General features: G+C 61.5%; 16 protein-coding genes. 10 read left to right on the top strand and 6 right to left on the bottom strand.

What is annotated here, in order from left to right; translation table 11 throughout:
• Positions 1–121 precede the first annotated feature (121 nt).
• Positions 122–658 (bottom strand): hypothetical protein, encoded by a 537-nt coding sequence (locus tag N6L27_RS12095; protein WP_271907509.1) that lies wholly within the window; start codon positions 656–658, stop codon positions 122–124.
• A gap of 243 nt (positions 659–901) precedes the next feature.
• Between N6L27_RS12095 and N6L27_RS12090 the strand changes: the two genes are divergently transcribed.
• Positions 902–1,786 (top strand): DMT family transporter, encoded by an 885-nt coding sequence (locus tag N6L27_RS12090; protein WP_271907508.1) that lies wholly within the window; start codon positions 902–904, stop codon positions 1,784–1,786.
• On the opposite strand, the gene N6L27_RS12085 is transcribed toward N6L27_RS12090, so the two are convergent.
• Positions 1,755–2,582: a putative rhamnosyl transferase gene (locus tag N6L27_RS12085; RefSeq protein WP_271907507.1), complete on the bottom strand. Its 828-nt coding sequence runs from the start codon at positions 2,580–2,582 to the stop codon at positions 1,755–1,757. The genes N6L27_RS12090 and N6L27_RS12085 overlap by 32 nt on opposite strands.
• A gap of 373 nt (positions 2,583–2,955) precedes the next feature.
• Between N6L27_RS12085 and rpsL the strand changes: the two genes are divergently transcribed.
• From rpsL to N6L27_RS12040, 9 genes are all read left to right on the top strand, one after another.
• Positions 2,956–3,327 (top strand): 30S ribosomal protein S12, encoded by a 372-nt coding sequence (gene rpsL, locus N6L27_RS12080; RefSeq protein ID WP_008204009.1) that lies wholly within the window; start codon positions 2,956–2,958, stop codon positions 3,325–3,327.
• Between the two features lie 15 nt (positions 3,328–3,342).
• The gene (gene rpsG, locus N6L27_RS12075; RefSeq protein ID WP_019298618.1) at positions 3,343–3,813 is read left to right on the top strand and encodes a 30S ribosomal protein S7; all 471 of its coding nucleotides are present in this window, start codon (positions 3,343–3,345) and stop codon (positions 3,811–3,813) included.
• A gap of 18 nt (positions 3,814–3,831) precedes the next feature.
• Positions 3,832–5,949 carry an elongation factor G gene (gene fusA, locus N6L27_RS12070; protein ID WP_271907505.1) on the top strand — a complete coding sequence of 706 codons (2,118 nt, stop codon included), beginning with the start codon at positions 3,832–3,834 and terminating at the stop codon, positions 5,947–5,949.
• 63 nt (positions 5,950–6,012) lie between these two features.
• The gene (gene tuf, locus N6L27_RS12065) at positions 6,013–7,188 is read left to right on the top strand and encodes an elongation factor Tu (protein ID WP_271907504.1); all 1,176 of its coding nucleotides are present in this window, start codon (positions 6,013–6,015) and stop codon (positions 7,186–7,188) included.
• A gap of 295 nt (positions 7,189–7,483) precedes the next feature.
• On the top strand, positions 7,484–8,557 hold the full coding sequence (locus N6L27_RS12060; protein ID WP_271907503.1) for a hypothetical protein: 1,074 nt from the start codon (positions 7,484–7,486) through the stop codon (positions 8,555–8,557).
• A gap of 298 nt (positions 8,558–8,855) precedes the next feature.
• Complete coding sequence (gene rpsJ / locus N6L27_RS12055) at positions 8,856–9,170, top strand: 30S ribosomal protein S10 (RefSeq protein WP_019298501.1); 315 nt, start codon at positions 8,856–8,858, stop codon at positions 9,168–9,170.
• Between the two features lie 18 nt (positions 9,171–9,188).
• The gene (gene rplC, locus N6L27_RS12050; protein WP_019298500.1) at positions 9,189–9,893 is read left to right on the top strand and encodes a 50S ribosomal protein L3; all 705 of its coding nucleotides are present in this window, start codon (positions 9,189–9,191) and stop codon (positions 9,891–9,893) included.
• On the top strand, positions 9,890–10,507 hold the full coding sequence (rplD, locus tag N6L27_RS12045) for a 50S ribosomal protein L4 (protein WP_019298499.1): 618 nt from the start codon (positions 9,890–9,892) through the stop codon (positions 10,505–10,507). Before rplC ends, rplD begins: the two co-directional genes overlap by 4 nt.
• Positions 10,504–10,800 (top strand): 50S ribosomal protein L23, encoded by a 297-nt coding sequence (locus N6L27_RS12040; RefSeq protein ID WP_039188990.1) that lies wholly within the window; start codon positions 10,504–10,506, stop codon positions 10,798–10,800. The genes rplD and N6L27_RS12040 overlap by 4 nt, the downstream gene beginning before the upstream one ends.
• Positions 10,801–11,286: 486 nt before the next feature.
• On the opposite strand, the gene N6L27_RS12035 is transcribed toward N6L27_RS12040, so the two are convergent.
• The 4 genes from N6L27_RS12035 to N6L27_RS12020 all read right to left on the bottom strand — a co-directional run bounded on the left by N6L27_RS12035 (position 11,287) and on the right by N6L27_RS12020 (position 15,688).
• On the bottom strand, positions 11,287–11,955 hold the full coding sequence (locus N6L27_RS12035) for a hypothetical protein (RefSeq protein ID WP_271907502.1): 669 nt from the start codon (positions 11,953–11,955) through the stop codon (positions 11,287–11,289).
• Between the two features lie 232 nt (positions 11,956–12,187).
• Positions 12,188–13,705, bottom strand: coding sequence for an aldehyde dehydrogenase (NADP(+)) (locus tag N6L27_RS12030; RefSeq protein ID WP_271907501.1), 1,518 nt, complete (start codon positions 13,703–13,705; stop codon positions 12,188–12,190).
• A 136-nt stretch (positions 13,706–13,841) separates the two neighbouring features.
• Entirely contained in the window at positions 13,842–14,522 is a 681-nt protein-coding gene (locus tag N6L27_RS12025) for a GntR family transcriptional regulator (protein ID WP_271907500.1), read from the bottom strand.
• 140 nt (positions 14,523–14,662) lie between these two features.
• Entirely contained in the window at positions 14,663–15,688 is a 1,026-nt protein-coding gene (locus N6L27_RS12020) for a trans-3-hydroxy-L-proline dehydratase (protein WP_271907499.1), read from the bottom strand.
• Between the last annotated feature and the right edge of the window lie 9 nt (positions 15,689–15,697).

Here is a 15,697-nt window from a genome sequence, read left to right as displayed (position 1 = left end):
TGAAAAAAAGAAAAGCCCCCGCATCTCCGGTGCGGGGGCTTTTTTCTTTCCGTGCGGAACTCAATCCCGTTTTCTGAACCGGAATTGACCACGGGAAAGCGTCGGTTGCAGCGGTTCGACTTCAGAAGCTTGAAATGACCGTGATATCGCGGACCAGCAGTCCCGGCATGATTGCTGCACCTTGCAGGAAGCCTTCAAGATAATCCTGTGTAAGGCCGCTGGAATCAATTTGTTCCACGAATTGAAAATGCGCAGCGATCCAGGCGCCTTGCCGGGCAGCGGGTTGTGCAGGAAAGACAAGTGAGCGGTTGGAAATGACAGCTTCCTCGGTGCTGCCTAGAGAATAGGATACCCGAAGGTCTGCAGAGAGCGCCATCAGCATGGCCAGCAGCGCTTTTGGCTCCTTTTTGCCGGCAAACATGGCGGGCGAAACATCGTGCTGGTTTTCGAGCAATGCGGCGCAGCGGGAGGAAATGCCGGGGCACTCTTCCGGGTGAAAATCGAGGACTGCCGCCACTGTGCGCCCCTCCAGCCGCACGTCGAGGAACGCATGGTGTGCGAAGCAGGGGACGTCATCCCGGTTTGCTGCCAATGCCGCCAGAAGTTCTGCTGCCAGTCCGATCAGCCGTGCCGTTCCCAGCGCAGCCAAATCACCCAAATACAGGCCCGGGCGGCTGCGGATTGCATCATGAAGCTTCAAGGCCCAGGGCTCCTTTGAAGAACGGAACACGGGAAATTATGGCTTGTTTCAAGCGGCATGCAACCCTTCGGTGCGGTTCGGAAAACCGTTCTCCGTCTTAGGGACAAGTCAGTGGAACATGCCGGATGTTGTGTTTCTTGCTGCGAAGGTTGAAGTGATGTTCATATGCCAGAGATCTTCGGGGTCAGAGGAGAAACCGACATGACCGCCAATCAGACAGGCGCGCTGCTGATGATCGGGGCGATGGCGGCCTATACGTTCAACGATGCGCTGGTCAAGCTGATCGGCGGCGCGCTGCCGCTGGCGCAGATCCTGACCATCCGCGGTATCGCTGCCAGTTTCCTGATCTATCTGCTGGCCCGCCGCATGGGCGGGCTGCGCTTCCGGCTGCCGCCGCGCGCCTGGGGCATGATCGCGCTGCGCTGCGCCGGCGAAGTGTCGGCCACCTACCTGTTCCTGACCGCGCTGATGCGCATGCCGATTGCCAATGTCACCGCGGTGCTGCAGGTGCTGCCGCTGGCGGTCACGCTGAGCGCGGCGCTGTTCCTGCGCGAGCCGCTGGGCTGGCGGCGGATGGCGGCGATTGCCGCGGGATTTTGCGGCATGCTGCTGATCGTGCGGCCCGGGCCGGAGGGCTTCAGCGAGGGCGCGCTTTATGCGCTGGCCTCGGTGGCCTGCATTACTGCCCGCGACCTGGTCACCCGGCGGATGCCGCCGGAGGTGCCGTCGATGACGGTAACGCTGGCGTCGTCGCTGTCGGTGCTGGGCTTCGGCATTGCCATGTCCGCTGCTGTGCCGTGGCAGCCGGTGACGGGGATGCAGCTGCTGATCCTGGGCGGGGCGGCCCTGTTCATTTTCGGCGGCTACCTGTGTTCGGTGATGACCATGCGGGTGGGCGAGATCGCGGTGATCGCACCCTTGCGCTACAGCGGGCTCTTGTGGGCGCTGCTGCTGGGCTGGCTGGTCTTTGGCGAATGGCCGGATCTGCTGACGCTGGCGGGTGCGGCGGTTGTTGCCGGGGCCGGGATCTTCACCTTCTACAGAGAACGGCAGATCAGCCGCCGGACCCGCTCAGCTGCGGTGTGAAAACGGAGCGCACATGGGCGGCCTTGATGCCGAACATCGTTGCGAACTCCCGCTCCTGTTTCGGGGTCAGCGGCGCAACGGCCTCAGCCCCTGCATTGCGCTGGCGGGAATCGTTGTAGGTGTTGTGGCTGCGCACCCACATCGGCACATCGGTGATGGTGACCGACGGCATATGATGGTGGATGCGGTGGTGGCCGAAATTCATGATCGTCTGGCGCACGCCGCCAGCCGCATACATTCCCAGCGCCGCCGTGAAATAGGACCGCACCGCCGGTTCCGAGGCCGAAATCCCATCAGCGCTGAACTCGGCGATGTAGCCCCGGTTGAAGTCTATTGCCGTGGTGGGTGACTTTTCCAGCAGCCCGGCGCAGTCCGCCGCGGTCTCCCGCAGACGCTCGACAAACTCAGCCGCGACCGCATCGTCGTCATCGGCGCGGAACTGCAGGCAAGGCTGGTCCGGATTGCGGCGGGCGGCGTTCAGTATTTCTTTCATCACTTCGCGGTGGCGGCGCGGCGGCTCAGCCACGATCCGCACCTGCGGCATATCCGCGGTCAGATCCTTCAGGCGGTCGCGGTGATGCCGGGGCAGGCTGTCACCAATCACGATGATCAGGTCGAAATCGGCGTCGGTCTGCGCCAGCAGGGAGGGCAGGGCGACAGTTTCGAACAGCCGGAACCGCTCCTCCATCCGTGTCTCGGAGTAGAGATAGGCGATCCGCTCTGCGACGGTGTCATGCTCGACCTGAAACCCGCCAAGCGCCGGATAGGAAAACCGGCACAGCCCGATGACTTGCATTCTGAAGATCCATGTATTGCCAATGCCTGCGCCGGCAACTATGGCGGGTGGTGCGCCTGCTGGCAACAGCGGCGCGGGTGCCGTCCTGTTCCGCCGGGGTCCGCAGTGCCCGGCTGCTGTTGACAACCCCCGCGACTCCCCATATACGCGCGCCTATCCGGCACCCGGAGTGTATTCTCCGTCAGCCGAATTCAAAATTGCAGTGGCTCAAGGTCCGGGCACTTTTACCACCCGGATCCTCTGTAAACACACCGCGTCGTCTCACCTCGGAATGGGAGCGATTGCGGTTTTTGCGCTTGTGGACGCACAGGTGCAGCGAAATCACCCGCACGCGCCGGCGTGCATGACAAGTTGCTAAACGGGGAATACCTGAATGCCAACGATCCAGCAGCTGATCCGCAAGCCGCGTCAGCCGAAGCGTAAAGTTTCGAAGTCCCAGCACCTCGAGCAGTGCCCGCAAAAGCGCGGCGTCTGCACCCGCGTGTACACCACCACTCCGAAGAAGCCGAACTCCGCTATGCGGAAAGTTGCGAAGGTCCGCCTGACCAACGGTTTCGAAGTGATCTCCTACATCCCCGGTGAAAGCCACAACCTTCAGGAACACTCCGTGGTTCTGATCCGCGGCGGCCGTGTAAAAGACCTTCCGGGTGTCCGTTACCACATCCTGCGCGGTGTTCTGGATACCCAGGGCGTCAAAGACCGTAAGCAGCGCCGCTCGAAGTACGGCGCGAAGCGTCCTAAGTAAGAAGGAGAGGCTGATATGTCACGTCGTCACGCCGCTGAAAAACGCGAAGTTCTGCCCGACGCCAAGTTCGGCGACCGCGTTCTGACCAAATTCATGAACAACCTGATGATCGACGGCAAGAAGTCGGTCGCAGAGCGTATCGTCTACAACGCGTTCGACCGCGTCGAAGGCAAGATCAAGCGCGCTCCGGTTGAAGTCTTCCACGAAGCGCTGGACAACATCAAACCGTCCGTCGAGGTCCGCTCCCGCCGTGTTGGCGGTGCAACCTACCAGGTTCCGGTTGAAGTCCGCCCTGAGCGCCGCGAAGCGCTGGCCATCCGCTGGCTGATCGCTGCCGCCCGCAACCGCAACGAAAACACCATGGAAGAGCGCCTTGCAGGCGAGCTGCTGGACGCCGTCCAGTCCCGTGGCACCGCGGTCAAGAAGCGCGAAGACACCCACAAGATGGCCGAGGCGAACAAAGCCTTCAGCCATTACCGCTGGTAAGCCGGAGGACATAGACCTATGGCACGCGAATATCCCCTCAACCTGTACCGTAACTTCGGTATCATGGCGCACATCGATGCGGGTAAAACCACCTGCTCCGAGCGCATCCTGTATTACACCGGCAAATCCCACAACATCGGTGAGGTGCACGACGGTGCAGCCACCATGGACTGGATGGAGCAGGAGCAGGAACGCGGCATCACCATCACTTCGGCTGCGACCACCACCTTCTGGGAACGCACCGAAGACGGCAAAACCGCTGACTCTCCGAAGCACCGCCTGAACATCATCGACACCCCCGGCCACGTTGACTTCACCATCGAAGTCGAGCGTTCGCTGGCGGTTCTCGACGGTGCTGTCTGTGTTCTGGACGCCAACGCCGGTGTTGAGCCGCAGACCGAAACCGTGTGGCGTCAGGCTGACCGCTACAAGGTTCCGCGCATGGTGTTCGTCAACAAGATGGACAAGATCGGCGCTGACTTCTTCAACTGCGTCAACATGATCGAAGACCGTACCGGCGCCCGCGCGGTTCCGGTTGGTGTGCCGATCGGCGCCGAGAACGAGCTGGAAGGCCTGGTTGACCTGGTCAACATGGAAGAATGGCTGTGGCAGGGCGAAGACCTGGGCGCATCCTGGGTCAAAGCTCCGATCCGCGACAGCCTGAAAGACATGGCTGACGAATGGCGCGGCAAGATGATCGAAGCGGCCGTCGAAATGGACGACGACGCGATGGAAGCCTACCTGGAAGGCGAAGAGCCCGACGTTCCGACCCTGCGCAAACTGCTGCGCAAGGGCACCCTGGAACTGGCCTTCGTTCCGGTCCTGGGCGGTTCCGCGTTCAAGAACAAAGGCGTTCAGCCGCTGCTCAACGCTGTGATCGACTACTTGCCCAGCCCGCTGGACGTTGTCGACTACATGGGCTTCAAACCCGGCGACGAAGAAGAAGTCCGTAACATTGCCCGCCGCGCGGACGATGACATGGCGTTCTCCGGCCTGGCGTTCAAAATCATGAACGACCCCTTCGTCGGCTCCCTGACCTTCACCCGGATCTACTCCGGCGTGATGAACAAGGGTGACACCCTGCTGAACTCGACCAAAGGCCGTAAAGAGCGCGTTGGCCGGATGATGATGATGCACTCGAACAACCGTGAGGAAATCACGGAAGCTTTCGCAGGCGACATCATCGCGCTGGCAGGCCTGAAGGACACCACCACCGGTGACACCCTCTGCGCCGTCAACGATCCCGTCGTTCTGGAAACCATGACCTTCCCCGATCCGGTGATCGAGATCGCGGTTGAGCCGAAAACCAAGGCCGACCAGGAGAAGATGTCCCAGGGTCTGGCCCGTCTGGCCGCCGAAGACCCGTCCTTCCGCGTCGAGACCGACATCGAGTCCGGTCAGACCATCATGAAGGGCATGGGCGAACTTCACCTGGACATCCTGGTGGACCGTCTCAAGCGCGAGTTCAAGGTCGAGGCGAACATCGGTGCGCCGCAGGTGGCCTACCGCGAGACCATCTCCAAAGAGGTCGAGCATTCCTACACCCACAAGAAGCAGTCGGGTGGTTCGGGCCAGTTCGCCGAGGTGAAACTGATCATCTCCCCGACAGAGCCGGGCGAAGGCTACTCCTTCGAATCCCGTATCGTCGGCGGTGCGGTTCCGAAGGAATACATCCCGGGTGTCGAAAAAGGCATCCAGTCGGTCATGGACTCCGGTCCGCTGGCAGGCTTCCCGGTGATCGACTTCAAGGTTGCCCTGATCGACGGTAAGTTCCACGACGTGGACTCCAGCGTTCTGGCCTTTGAAATCGCCGCCCGCATGGGCATGCGTGAAGGCATGCGCAAAGCTGGCGCGAAACTGCTCGAGCCGGTCATGAAGGTCGAAGTGATCACCCCGGAAGAATACACCGGCGGCATCATCGGCGACCTGACCTCCCGCCGCGGCCAGGTGTCCGGCCAGGAGAACCGCGGCAACGCCATCGCCATCGACGCCTTTGTGCCGCTGGCCAACATGTTCGGCTACATCAACACCCTGCGTTCGATGAGCTCGGGCCGCGCCCAGTTCACCATGCAGTTCGATCACTACGATCCGGTGCCGCAGAACATCTCGGAAGAGATCCAGGCGAAATACGCGTAAGCGTCAGAAAATACGGGGGCTCGCAGGTGGTGCGGGCCTCCCTCGAAGCAAAAGGAGGCCATCATGGCTAAGGAAAAGTTTGAACGCAATAAACCGCACGTCAACATCGGCACCATCGGCCACGTTGACCACGGCAAGACCACTCTGACCGCGGCTATCACCAAATACTTCGGTGACTTCAAAGCCTACGACCAGATCGACGGCGCCCCGGAAGAGAAAGCCCGCGGCATCACCATCTCGACCGCGCACGTCGAGTATGAGACCGAGAACCGCCACTACGCGCACGTCGACTGCCCCGGCCACGCCGACTACGTGAAGAACATGATCACCGGCGCGGCCCAGATGGACGGCGCGATCCTGGTTGTGAACGCAGCTGACGGCCCGATGCCGCAGACCCGCGAGCACATCCTGCTGGGCCGCCAGGTTGGCATCCCGAAGATGGTGGTGTTCATGAACAAGGTTGACCAGGTCGACGACGAAGAGCTGCTCGAGCTCGTCGAAATGGAAATCCGCGAACTGCTTTCCTCCTACGAGTACCCGGGCGACGATATCCCGATCGTTGCAGGCTCCGCTCTGGCGGCGATGGAAGGCAACAAGCCGGAAATCGGCGAAGAGAAGATCAAAGAGCTGATGGCGGCTGTTGATGACTACATCGACACCCCGGAGCGCGCGGTTGACCAGCCGTTCCTGATGCCGATCGAAGACGTGTTCTCGATCTCCGGCCGCGGCACCGTTGTGACCGGCCGTGTCGAGCGCGGCGTGATCAACGTCGGCGACGCGATCGAGATCGTCGGCATCCGCGACACCACCTCCACCACCTGCACCGGTGTGGAAATGTTCCGCAAGCTGCTGGACCGCGGTGAAGCGGGCGACAACATCGGCGCGCTGCTGCGCGGTGTCGACCGTGACGGCGTTGAGCGCGGCCAGGTTCTGTGTAAGCCGGGCTCCGTGAAGCCGCACACCAAGTTCGAAGCTGAGGCCTATATCCTCACCAAGGAAGAAGGCGGCCGCCACACCCCGTTCTTCGCGAACTACCGTCCGCAGTTCTACTTCCGCACCACCGACGTGACCGGCACCGTGACCCTGCCGGAAGGCACCGAGATGGTGATGCCGGGCGACAACCTGAAGTTCGACGTTGAACTGATCGCCCCGATCGCGATGGAAAACGGCCTGCGTTTCGCCATCCGCGAAGGCGGCCGCACCGTCGGCGCCGGCGTCGTTTCCAAAATCACCGAGTAATTCGCGCCAGCGAATGTTCGAACGGAAAGGGCGCCCTTGCGGCGCCCTTTTTTGTTTGCAAGCGATGATCTCGAGACGCTCGTATCAAGGCTGCGTTGAAGATCATCGAGTAGTCAGGTCTCCTGATACTTGATAGAAAGGGTCTTTCTCGGGAGGCCCCTTTTTTGTTTTCAAGACCGCCTGACGTGAAAATGCAGGTTTGACGCAGCCCTGGGTGGAAAACGTCATCTCGCTTTGTTAATACGAAATTGGATGCAGCACGGCCTGCACTTTTCTTTTCCAAAAAGGTTTATGAATGTTCAGGGTTCTTCCCAAGCTGGGGGCGATTGCTTTAGTTTCTCTGGCGCAGCTGGTTCCAAGCTCCTACGCCTCTGCCGCAGATTGCAGTGCCCCAGTTGATAGCAGCATCAAGGGAGCCGTTATCTGCGATCTGGGAGTTCTGGATGGCGGGGAAAGCAGCTTCGCGAAGGCCGTAAGCGAAGATGGTTTGACCGTCGTAGGAGTGAGTGACTCTTCGGAAGGAGAGCGCGCCTTTTTGTGGACTGAAGAGCAGGGAATGATCAGCTTGGGGGTCCTGGCTGGAGGTGCCGAAAGCAGAGCTACGGGTATTAGTGCTGATGGTTCAGTTGTTGTGGGAAAGAGTGACAGTGAAGCCGGTTGGCGTGCGTTCCGTTGGACGAAAGAAACGGGCATGATAAGTCTCGGTGACGTCGATGGGGACAGGCAAACCGGAGCAACAGCAGTAAGTTCAGATGGCACAGTTATAGTCGGCAGCGTTGGCGGCATCGGGGGGCGTAGTGCCTTTCGGTGGACAGCAGACGACGGCCTGACCTTCATCGGGACCGAAGAACTCAACAGCGATAGTGCCGCGCTTGGTATCAGCGGTGACGGCAAGGTTATCGTTGGACGTGTAGGATTCCGTGCTTTCCGATGGACCAATGCAGAGGGGGTTGTCCTGCTGGCGCCGGTACAAGGCGAAAAACTACGGTATGCCCACGATGCTTCAACAGATGGCTCAATCATCGTGGGTGAAGCGGGCAGCAATAGCAAAACTAAGGCATTTTACTGGAGCTCCAAGGGTGGCACCGATCTGTTGTTGCCAGCGTTCAAAGTTAAGAAAACGGGAGCGCGTGCGATCAGCCAGCTGAACGAGACCGTCGTGGGGTATGTCAAGGGTTCAGGGGGCGAAGTTGCATTCGTAAAGGCGAAGGACAAGCCTATGGAGTTTCTTGGATGGCTGCCAGAGCGTGGCGGCACAAGGTTCAGTTCCGCCAGTGATGTAAGCGCGGATGGGTCAGTTGTCGCAGGGTCATCTACGGGAGAGTTTGGTCACCGGGCGGTCTTTTGGAAGCTCTCAGACCGGAATTGAAAGGCAAAACCTGTTGCGGGCGGTTTGAGAACTGCGGCCATCGGCTAAGGCCCGGTTTCGAACCTTCCCTCAGAAACCTCCGATTAACACTTACTGACAAAACCCAAACGCACCGTCCGCCTCAAACGCAACGGTTTCGCGGCGAAACCCCTTGCCACATGGGGCCATAGGGCGTATAGGGCGCGAGTTCGCTGATGCGAATTGGGGCGGGATGATTCCCGCCTTTTGGGTTCGATGAGGGGTTGCGGTGGTCGCAGGCCCTCCTCTCAACCCCAACGCCTGAATAAAAGGCTGTACGATGCAAAGCCAAAACATCCGTATCCGGCTGAAGGCATTTGACTATCGCGTGCTGGATGCGTCCACGCAAGAGATCGTCAACACTGCCAAGCGGACCGGCGCGCAAGTGCGCGGCCCGATCCCGATGCCGAACAAGATCGAGAAATTCACTGTTCTGCGTGGCCCCCACGTTGACAAGAAATCCCGCGACCAGTTCGAGATCCGCACCCACAAGCGCCTTCTCGACATCGTCGACCCGACCCCGCAGACCGTGGACGCGCTGATGAAGCTCGACCTGGCTGCCGGCGTTGACGTCGAAATCAAGCTGCAGTCGTAAGTTCGGAGGGTATTGATTATGCGTTCCGGAATTATCGCTAAAAAAGTGGGCATGACCCGCCTGTTCATGGAAGACGGCAAGCAGATCCCTGTGACCGTTCTGTCCCTGGACGGCCTGCAGGTCGTTGCTCAGCGCACTGAGGAAAAAGACGGCTACACCGCTGTTCAGCTGGGTGCAGGCTCCGCCAAGGCAAAGCGCACCTCGCAAGCCATGCGCGGCGTGTTTGCAGCTGCCAAGGTTGAACCCAAGCGCAAGCTGGTCGAATTCCGCGTTCCCGCGGACGGCCTGATCGAAGTCGGCGCCGAAATCTCGGCCGAACACTTCCTGGCTGGCCAGAAAGTGGACGTGACCGGCACCTCGATCGGTAAAGGTTTCGCCGGTGCCATGAAGCGGCACAACTTCGGCGGCCTGCGCGCCTCGCACGGTGTGTCGATCTCGCACCGTTCGCACGGTTCGACCGGTCAGTGTCAGGACCCGGGCAAGGTCTTCAAAGGCAAGAAAATGGCCGGCCACATGGGCGCAGCCCGCGTGACCACCCAGAACCTGGAAGTGGTGAAAACCGACGCCGAGCGCGGCCTGGTCTTCATCAAGGGTGCCGTACCGGGCCCGAAATCCGGCTGGGTTACCGTCAAGGACGCCGTGAAGAAGAAAGCCCCCGAGGGTCTGCCTTTCCCGGCCGCTCTGAAAACTGCGGAAGTTGCCGCGGAAGGTGGTGAAGCATGAAACTTGACGTGATCAAACTGGACGGCGGCAAAGCGGGCGACATCGAACTGTCCGAAGACCTGTTCGGCCTGGAGCCGCGTGCGGACATCCTGCACCGCGTGGTCCGCTGGCAGCGCAACAACGCGCAGGCCGGCACCCACAAGGTGAAGACCCGCTCCGAGACCTCCTACTCGACCAAGAAGATCTACCGCCAGAAGGGCACCGGCGGCGCACGCCACGGTGACCGTAACGCGCCGATCTTCCGCAAGGGTGGTATCTACAAGGGTCCGACCCCGCGTTCGCACGGCCACGAGCTGACCAAGAAGTTCCGCAAGCTGGGCCTGCGCCATGCGCTGTCCGCAAAGGCGAAAGCGGGCGAGCTGGTCATCATCGAGGACGCTGCTTCCGAAGGCAAGACTGCAGCTCTGGCCAAGCAGGTGAAAAACCTGGGCTGGAAGCGCGCGCTGATCATCGACGGCGCAGCGGTCAACGAAGGCTTCCTGCAAGCGTCGCGCAACATCGAAGGTCTGGACATCCTGCCGACCATCGGTGCCAACGTCTATGACATCCTGAAGCGTGACACCCTGGTGATCACCAAGGCGGGTGTCGAAGCACTGGAGGCTCGTCTGAAATGAGCGTGAAGGCAGAACACTACGACGTGATCCGCAAGCCGATCATCACCGAGAAATCCACCATGGCGTCCGAGAACGGCGCAGTGGTTTTCGAAGTGGCAATCGACTCCAACAAGCCGATGATCAAGGAAGCTGTCGAAGCTCTCTTTGGCGTCAAGGTGAAAGCGGTCAACACCACCGTCACCAAGGGTAAGGTCAAGCGTTTCCGCGGCCAGATGGGCAAGCGTAAAGACGTGAAAAAAGCCTATGTCACCCTGGAAGAAGGCAACACCATCGACGTGTCCACCGGACTCTGAGATTTGCCTCTCTGACAAATTGGAAGGCCCTCGCGCAAGCGGGGGCCTTTTTCGTTGGGGCCATCGTTGAAGAGGTGAAGGGCGGCTGATGCGGGTGCGGGCATGGCGGGGTCCTTTCCGGGATCTCCGGTCCTGTTTAGCTGCTGGCGGTTAAGATCCGGGAAGCAGGGGCGTACGGTGGGGGCGTAACGGGTGGTTTGGGTGGAGCCCAAAGCCTGGCGAGCCAAGTTTTCAAAGCGCGGCAGCGGAGCCTGGACCCCGGCGCGGAATAAAGGCCGCAGGCCGCCGCGCCAGCGTCATGCCGAAGGCATGCCTCCGGCATGACCCGCCCCCATGGGGCGGCGCTTTTGGCCGGTCTTGTGCGTGTCGGTGGGGTCGTAAGGATTTTGAGGGGACAAACTGCCAAACGCAACGTTGCGAGCGCCCCCCCCGCGGGACGGCGCTGGCTTGTTGGGGGGTGACTGGAGGACAGCCTTGCTTGTTCCGTTAATTCACTTCCGGGCAAGGAACCGGCTCAAATGTTTCTGGGTCCAGATAGGTGGCTGGAAAGCGAATACTTGCTTTTACGTCTACGTGCGCGACTTCGGAAGCCGAAATCTTTCCAGTTTCAGGGTCAAGCCAGCTAGGTTGTAATTTTTCCTGGGTTTCTAGGCTTTCTGTGAATGCCGCGGGAGTGCCGGGAACCCCTGAAAATTTTGGAACGGGAGCTGGTTTGAAGCCCCAATGTGTTTCAATGACCCAGTCGGGACCTTCGCGGCGGGGTTCTGTTGCAGGCAGCCATTCGCTTATTTCCTCTGGAGTGCTGCCTGCCCGCAAGTTCACAACAATTAGGCTTGTCATCTCTTGGCTGACCAGCTTGAGTTTAGGCCGATGTAAACGCTCTGGATTAAAGTCTAGTTCAACTTCTGCAATACCTACAGGCGGTGAACCAATATAAGATTTGGCAAGTATTCTTCTAGCTAGCGGGGGCGCGCAGTTGGAGAGCGGATTATCCATGTCGGCATATGATTCTTCCTGCCTGAGGTCGACGAACTGCAAATGCCCGGTCGTGCCATCGCTGAGCACAAGTTCAATGTTTATAGTGCCACTTTCGGCATTTACTGCAGTGCTAGAAATTAGCGTGAGAACAGCTGCTGTGGGGATAGAGAAATTCATAAATGCCTCGTTAGAGTTGAAACATGTGCAGTTTTTACATGCAGGTCACCTTAGAGGCTCAATGGTGAAATTTGTTGGTAGGGGATTCCTGACTATCGTGCTGGTTTCATGACTTAATTTTAGCCCTTTAGACGCTTGTTGGTGGTCATTCTCATCACCCGTGAATAAGGCCCCGGATCACCTCCGGGGCCTTCTGCATTTCTCAGGACAGCGTCCGCCTCAAAACGCCCTCTCACCCCTCGCGCAGATCCTCCGGCAGCAATGCTTCGGGGATGTTCTGATAACACACCGGGCGCAGGAAGCGGCGGATGGACAGGGTGCCCACCGACGTCGCGCCGAAGTTGGTAGAGGCCGGGTAGGGGCCGCCGTGGACCATGGTGTCGGAAACCTCAACCCCGGTGGGGAAGCCGTTGGCCAGCACCCGGCCGGCTTTACGCTCCAGCACCGGCAGCAGGGCCTGGCCCTGGGCGGTGTCAGCCTCATCCAGATGCAGCGTGCAGGTCAGCTGGCCCTGCAGCGCGCGGGCGATCTCCAGCATCTCGGCGTCGCTCTCAGCGGTGATCACCAGACCCAGCGGGCCAAAGACCTCCTCGGCCAGGATCTCATTGTCGAGCCAGGTGCGGACTTCGGTGACATAGAGGTAGGGCGCGGCGGTGCGGGTGTCGCAGCTGGTGGTCAGCAGTTCGCGCACGCCCGCGGTGGCGGCGACGCGGCGCTGGCCGTCCTGGTAGGCGCTGGCGATGCCCTCGGTCAGCATGGTCTGGGGGGCGACCGCTGACAGGGCGGCGGTGGCGGTGTCGATGAAGCGGTCGGCCTCGGCGCCTGCGCGCAGCACGGCGATGCCGGGGTTGGTGCAGAACTGGCCCGCGCCCATGGTCAGCGAGGCGGCCCAGCCAGTGGCGATTTCCGCGCCGCGATTGGCGAGGGCGGCGGCGAGGATGAACATCGGGTTCACGGACCCCAGCTCGCCAAAGAAAGGGATCGGCTCGGGCCGGGCGGCGCAGAGGTCGAAAAGGGCGCGCCCGCCTGCGAGGGAGCCGGTGAAGCCCACCGCCTTGATCAGCGGGTGCTGCACCAGCGCCGCGCCGACCTCGCGGTTGCCGCCCTGGATCAGGCTGAAGACGCCGGGGTGGAGGCCGCATTTGGTGATCGCGGCAAGGACGGCTTCGGCGACAATTTCGCCGGTGCCGGGGTGGGCGCTGTGGCCCTTGACCACCACCGGGCAGCCCGCCGCCAGTGCCGCGGCCGTGTCGCCGCCGGCGGTGGAGAAGGCGAGCGGGAAGTTGGAGGCGCCAAAGACCGCGACCGGCCCTAGCGGGCGCTGCATCATCCGCAGCTCAGGCCGGGGCAGGGGCGCCCGGTCCGGCAGCGCGGCGTCATAGCGGCGGTCGAGATAATTGCCCTGGAGGATATGTTCGGCAAAGGTGCGCAGCTGGCCGTTGGTGCGGCCGCGCTCGCCCTGCAGGCGGGCCTCCGGCAGGCCGGTTTCCTGGGTGCCGATGGCGGTGATGGCCTCGGCGCGGGCCTCGATTTCATCGGCGATGGCGTGGAGGAAGGCGGCGCGCTCTGCCCGGCTGGTGCTGCCGTAAATGGCAAAGGCGTCCTCTGCCGCTTCCACCGAGGCATTCACGTCGCTGACGCGGCCAACGGAGAACTCGTGGCTGGGGCCTGTGGCGGGGGCGGAAGGGAAGCGGGTGCCGCCGGGCACCCAGGCGCCTGCGATCAGGTGGTTTCCGTGCGGTGTGAACATGGGCGGACCTCTGTCTGGTGCTGCGGCGCAGCGGGTGAATATTGATACAGGATAATGGATACAAAATGCTGATTGTGCAAGACGCTGGCCGGAGAAAACCGGGTGGTTCGGGTGTCAGAAACCGGGAAAGGGCGGTCTAGCTGTCGGCAGTGGCGCGGTGTTCGGCGACCAGGGACAGCAGTTCCTCCTTGGTGCGGGAGATGTGATGCGCCAGTGCAGCACAGGCGCCCTCCACATCGCGGGCCTGAGCCAGGTCCAGGAGGTCGCGGTGCTCCTTCTTGGCGGGCTCGCGCTGTTGCATCACGCTGAGGTGCATCCGGATGAAGCGGTCTGAGTGCAGGCTGATGCCCTGCAGAACCTCATTGGTCAGCTTGCGGTCCGCAGCGGCATAAAGCGCTGAGTGGTATTTGTGATTGAGTGCGCCCCATTTGGCCACGTCGTTGGCATCATAGGACGCGTCCATGTCGTCGAGGATCTGGGTGCAGCGGGTGAAATCCTGTGCCGTCATTGCCGGGATCGCACGGCGGAACAGGTCCACCTCCAGCAGGATGCGCAGGTCGAAAATCTCGGCGATTTCGCGCAGGGAATGCTTGGTGACGGAGGCGCCGCGGTTGTTGGTGAATTGCACCAGCCCCTCGGCGTCCAGCCGTTTCAGCGCTTCGCGGATTGGCATGCGGGAGACTGCGTATTCCTCTGCCAGCGCCTCCTGCCGGATGGTTTCGCCCTCTGCCAGTTCACCGCTCAGGATGCGTTCGCGCAGGTCGTTGGCAATCACTTCCGGGAGGGAGCTGCGGGTAACGGCGCGTTTGCCTGCCATGGGGGCCTCGTGAAATCAGTTGTTCGTATTTTGGATACGCTAGAGGGTCCGCCCGGTTTCTTCAAGCAATTGGCCTGGTTTTGCACCGACGGCGGGCGCTGCTGTCCCGCAGCCGGTTTTTGTATCCAAAAGCCGGGCTGTCAGGCGCCCCAGGTGTCGCTGAGGCGGTAGCCGCCGGGCCAGGGGTCTTCCGGGTCCAGCATGTGCTGGTGAATGCCGGTGATCCAGCCGCGGCCGCTGAGTTCGGGGACGATGGCCGGGCGGGTGCCCACCGTGGTCTGTTCTACGATGCGCCCGGTGAAGCGGGAGCCGATGATGGACACGGCTTCAAAGGTCTGGTCCGGCGTCATCTGCCCCTTGGCCAGCATCAGCGCCATGCGGGCAGAAACCGCGGTGCCGGTGGGGGAGCGGTCGACCTTGCCCGGCTGGATGGCAACGGCAGAGCGGCTGCTGAGGCCGGTTTCCGTCTGTTCCAGCGGGCCGCAGAAGGCGCAGAAGGAAATGTGGTTCCAGTCCGGGTTCTCCGGGTGGGTGAAGCCGAGCTGCGCGTTCGCGGCCTCCAGGATGCGGGTGCCCAGCTGGGCGATCTGCTTGGCGTTTGCCTCTGTGATCTCCAGCCCCAGATCAGCGGCCTGCACCACCACGAAACTGTCGCCGCCATAGGCGGTGTCGACGGACAGGGTGCCAATGCCCGGCACATCCAGCGCTGCGCCGATTTCACCGGCGAAGCTTGGCACGTTCTGCACAAAGATCCGCTCTGCCTTGCCGTTCCGGCATTCGGCGCGCACCCGCACCAGCCCGCCGGGGGCCTCCAGCACCAGATGGGTTTCCGGCTCCTGCATCGGCAGGATGCCCCCGTCCAGCAGGACGGTTGAGACGCAGATCGAGTTGGAGCCGGACATCGGCGGGGTGTATTCCGGCTCCATGATGATGAAGCCCATGTCGGCCTCCGGGTGCTTGGGCGGCACCAGCAGATTCACATGGCGGAAGACGCCGCCGCGGGGCTCGTTCAGGACGAAGTTCCGCAGGGTCTGATCACGGTCGATGAAGGCGCGCTGCTCCCATAGGGTTTCGCCCGGCGGCGGTGCGACGCCGCCGACGATGACATCGCCCACCTCGCCCTCCGCATGGGCAGAGATCACATGAATGGTTTTGCTGCTGCGCATCCGCAGGCC

This window comes from Leisingera sp. SS27, from assembly GCF_028368855.1.
Taxonomy (GTDB): domain Bacteria; phylum Pseudomonadota; class Alphaproteobacteria; order Rhodobacterales; family Rhodobacteraceae; genus Leisingera.
This window is presented reverse-complemented; position numbering and strand designations above follow the sequence as displayed.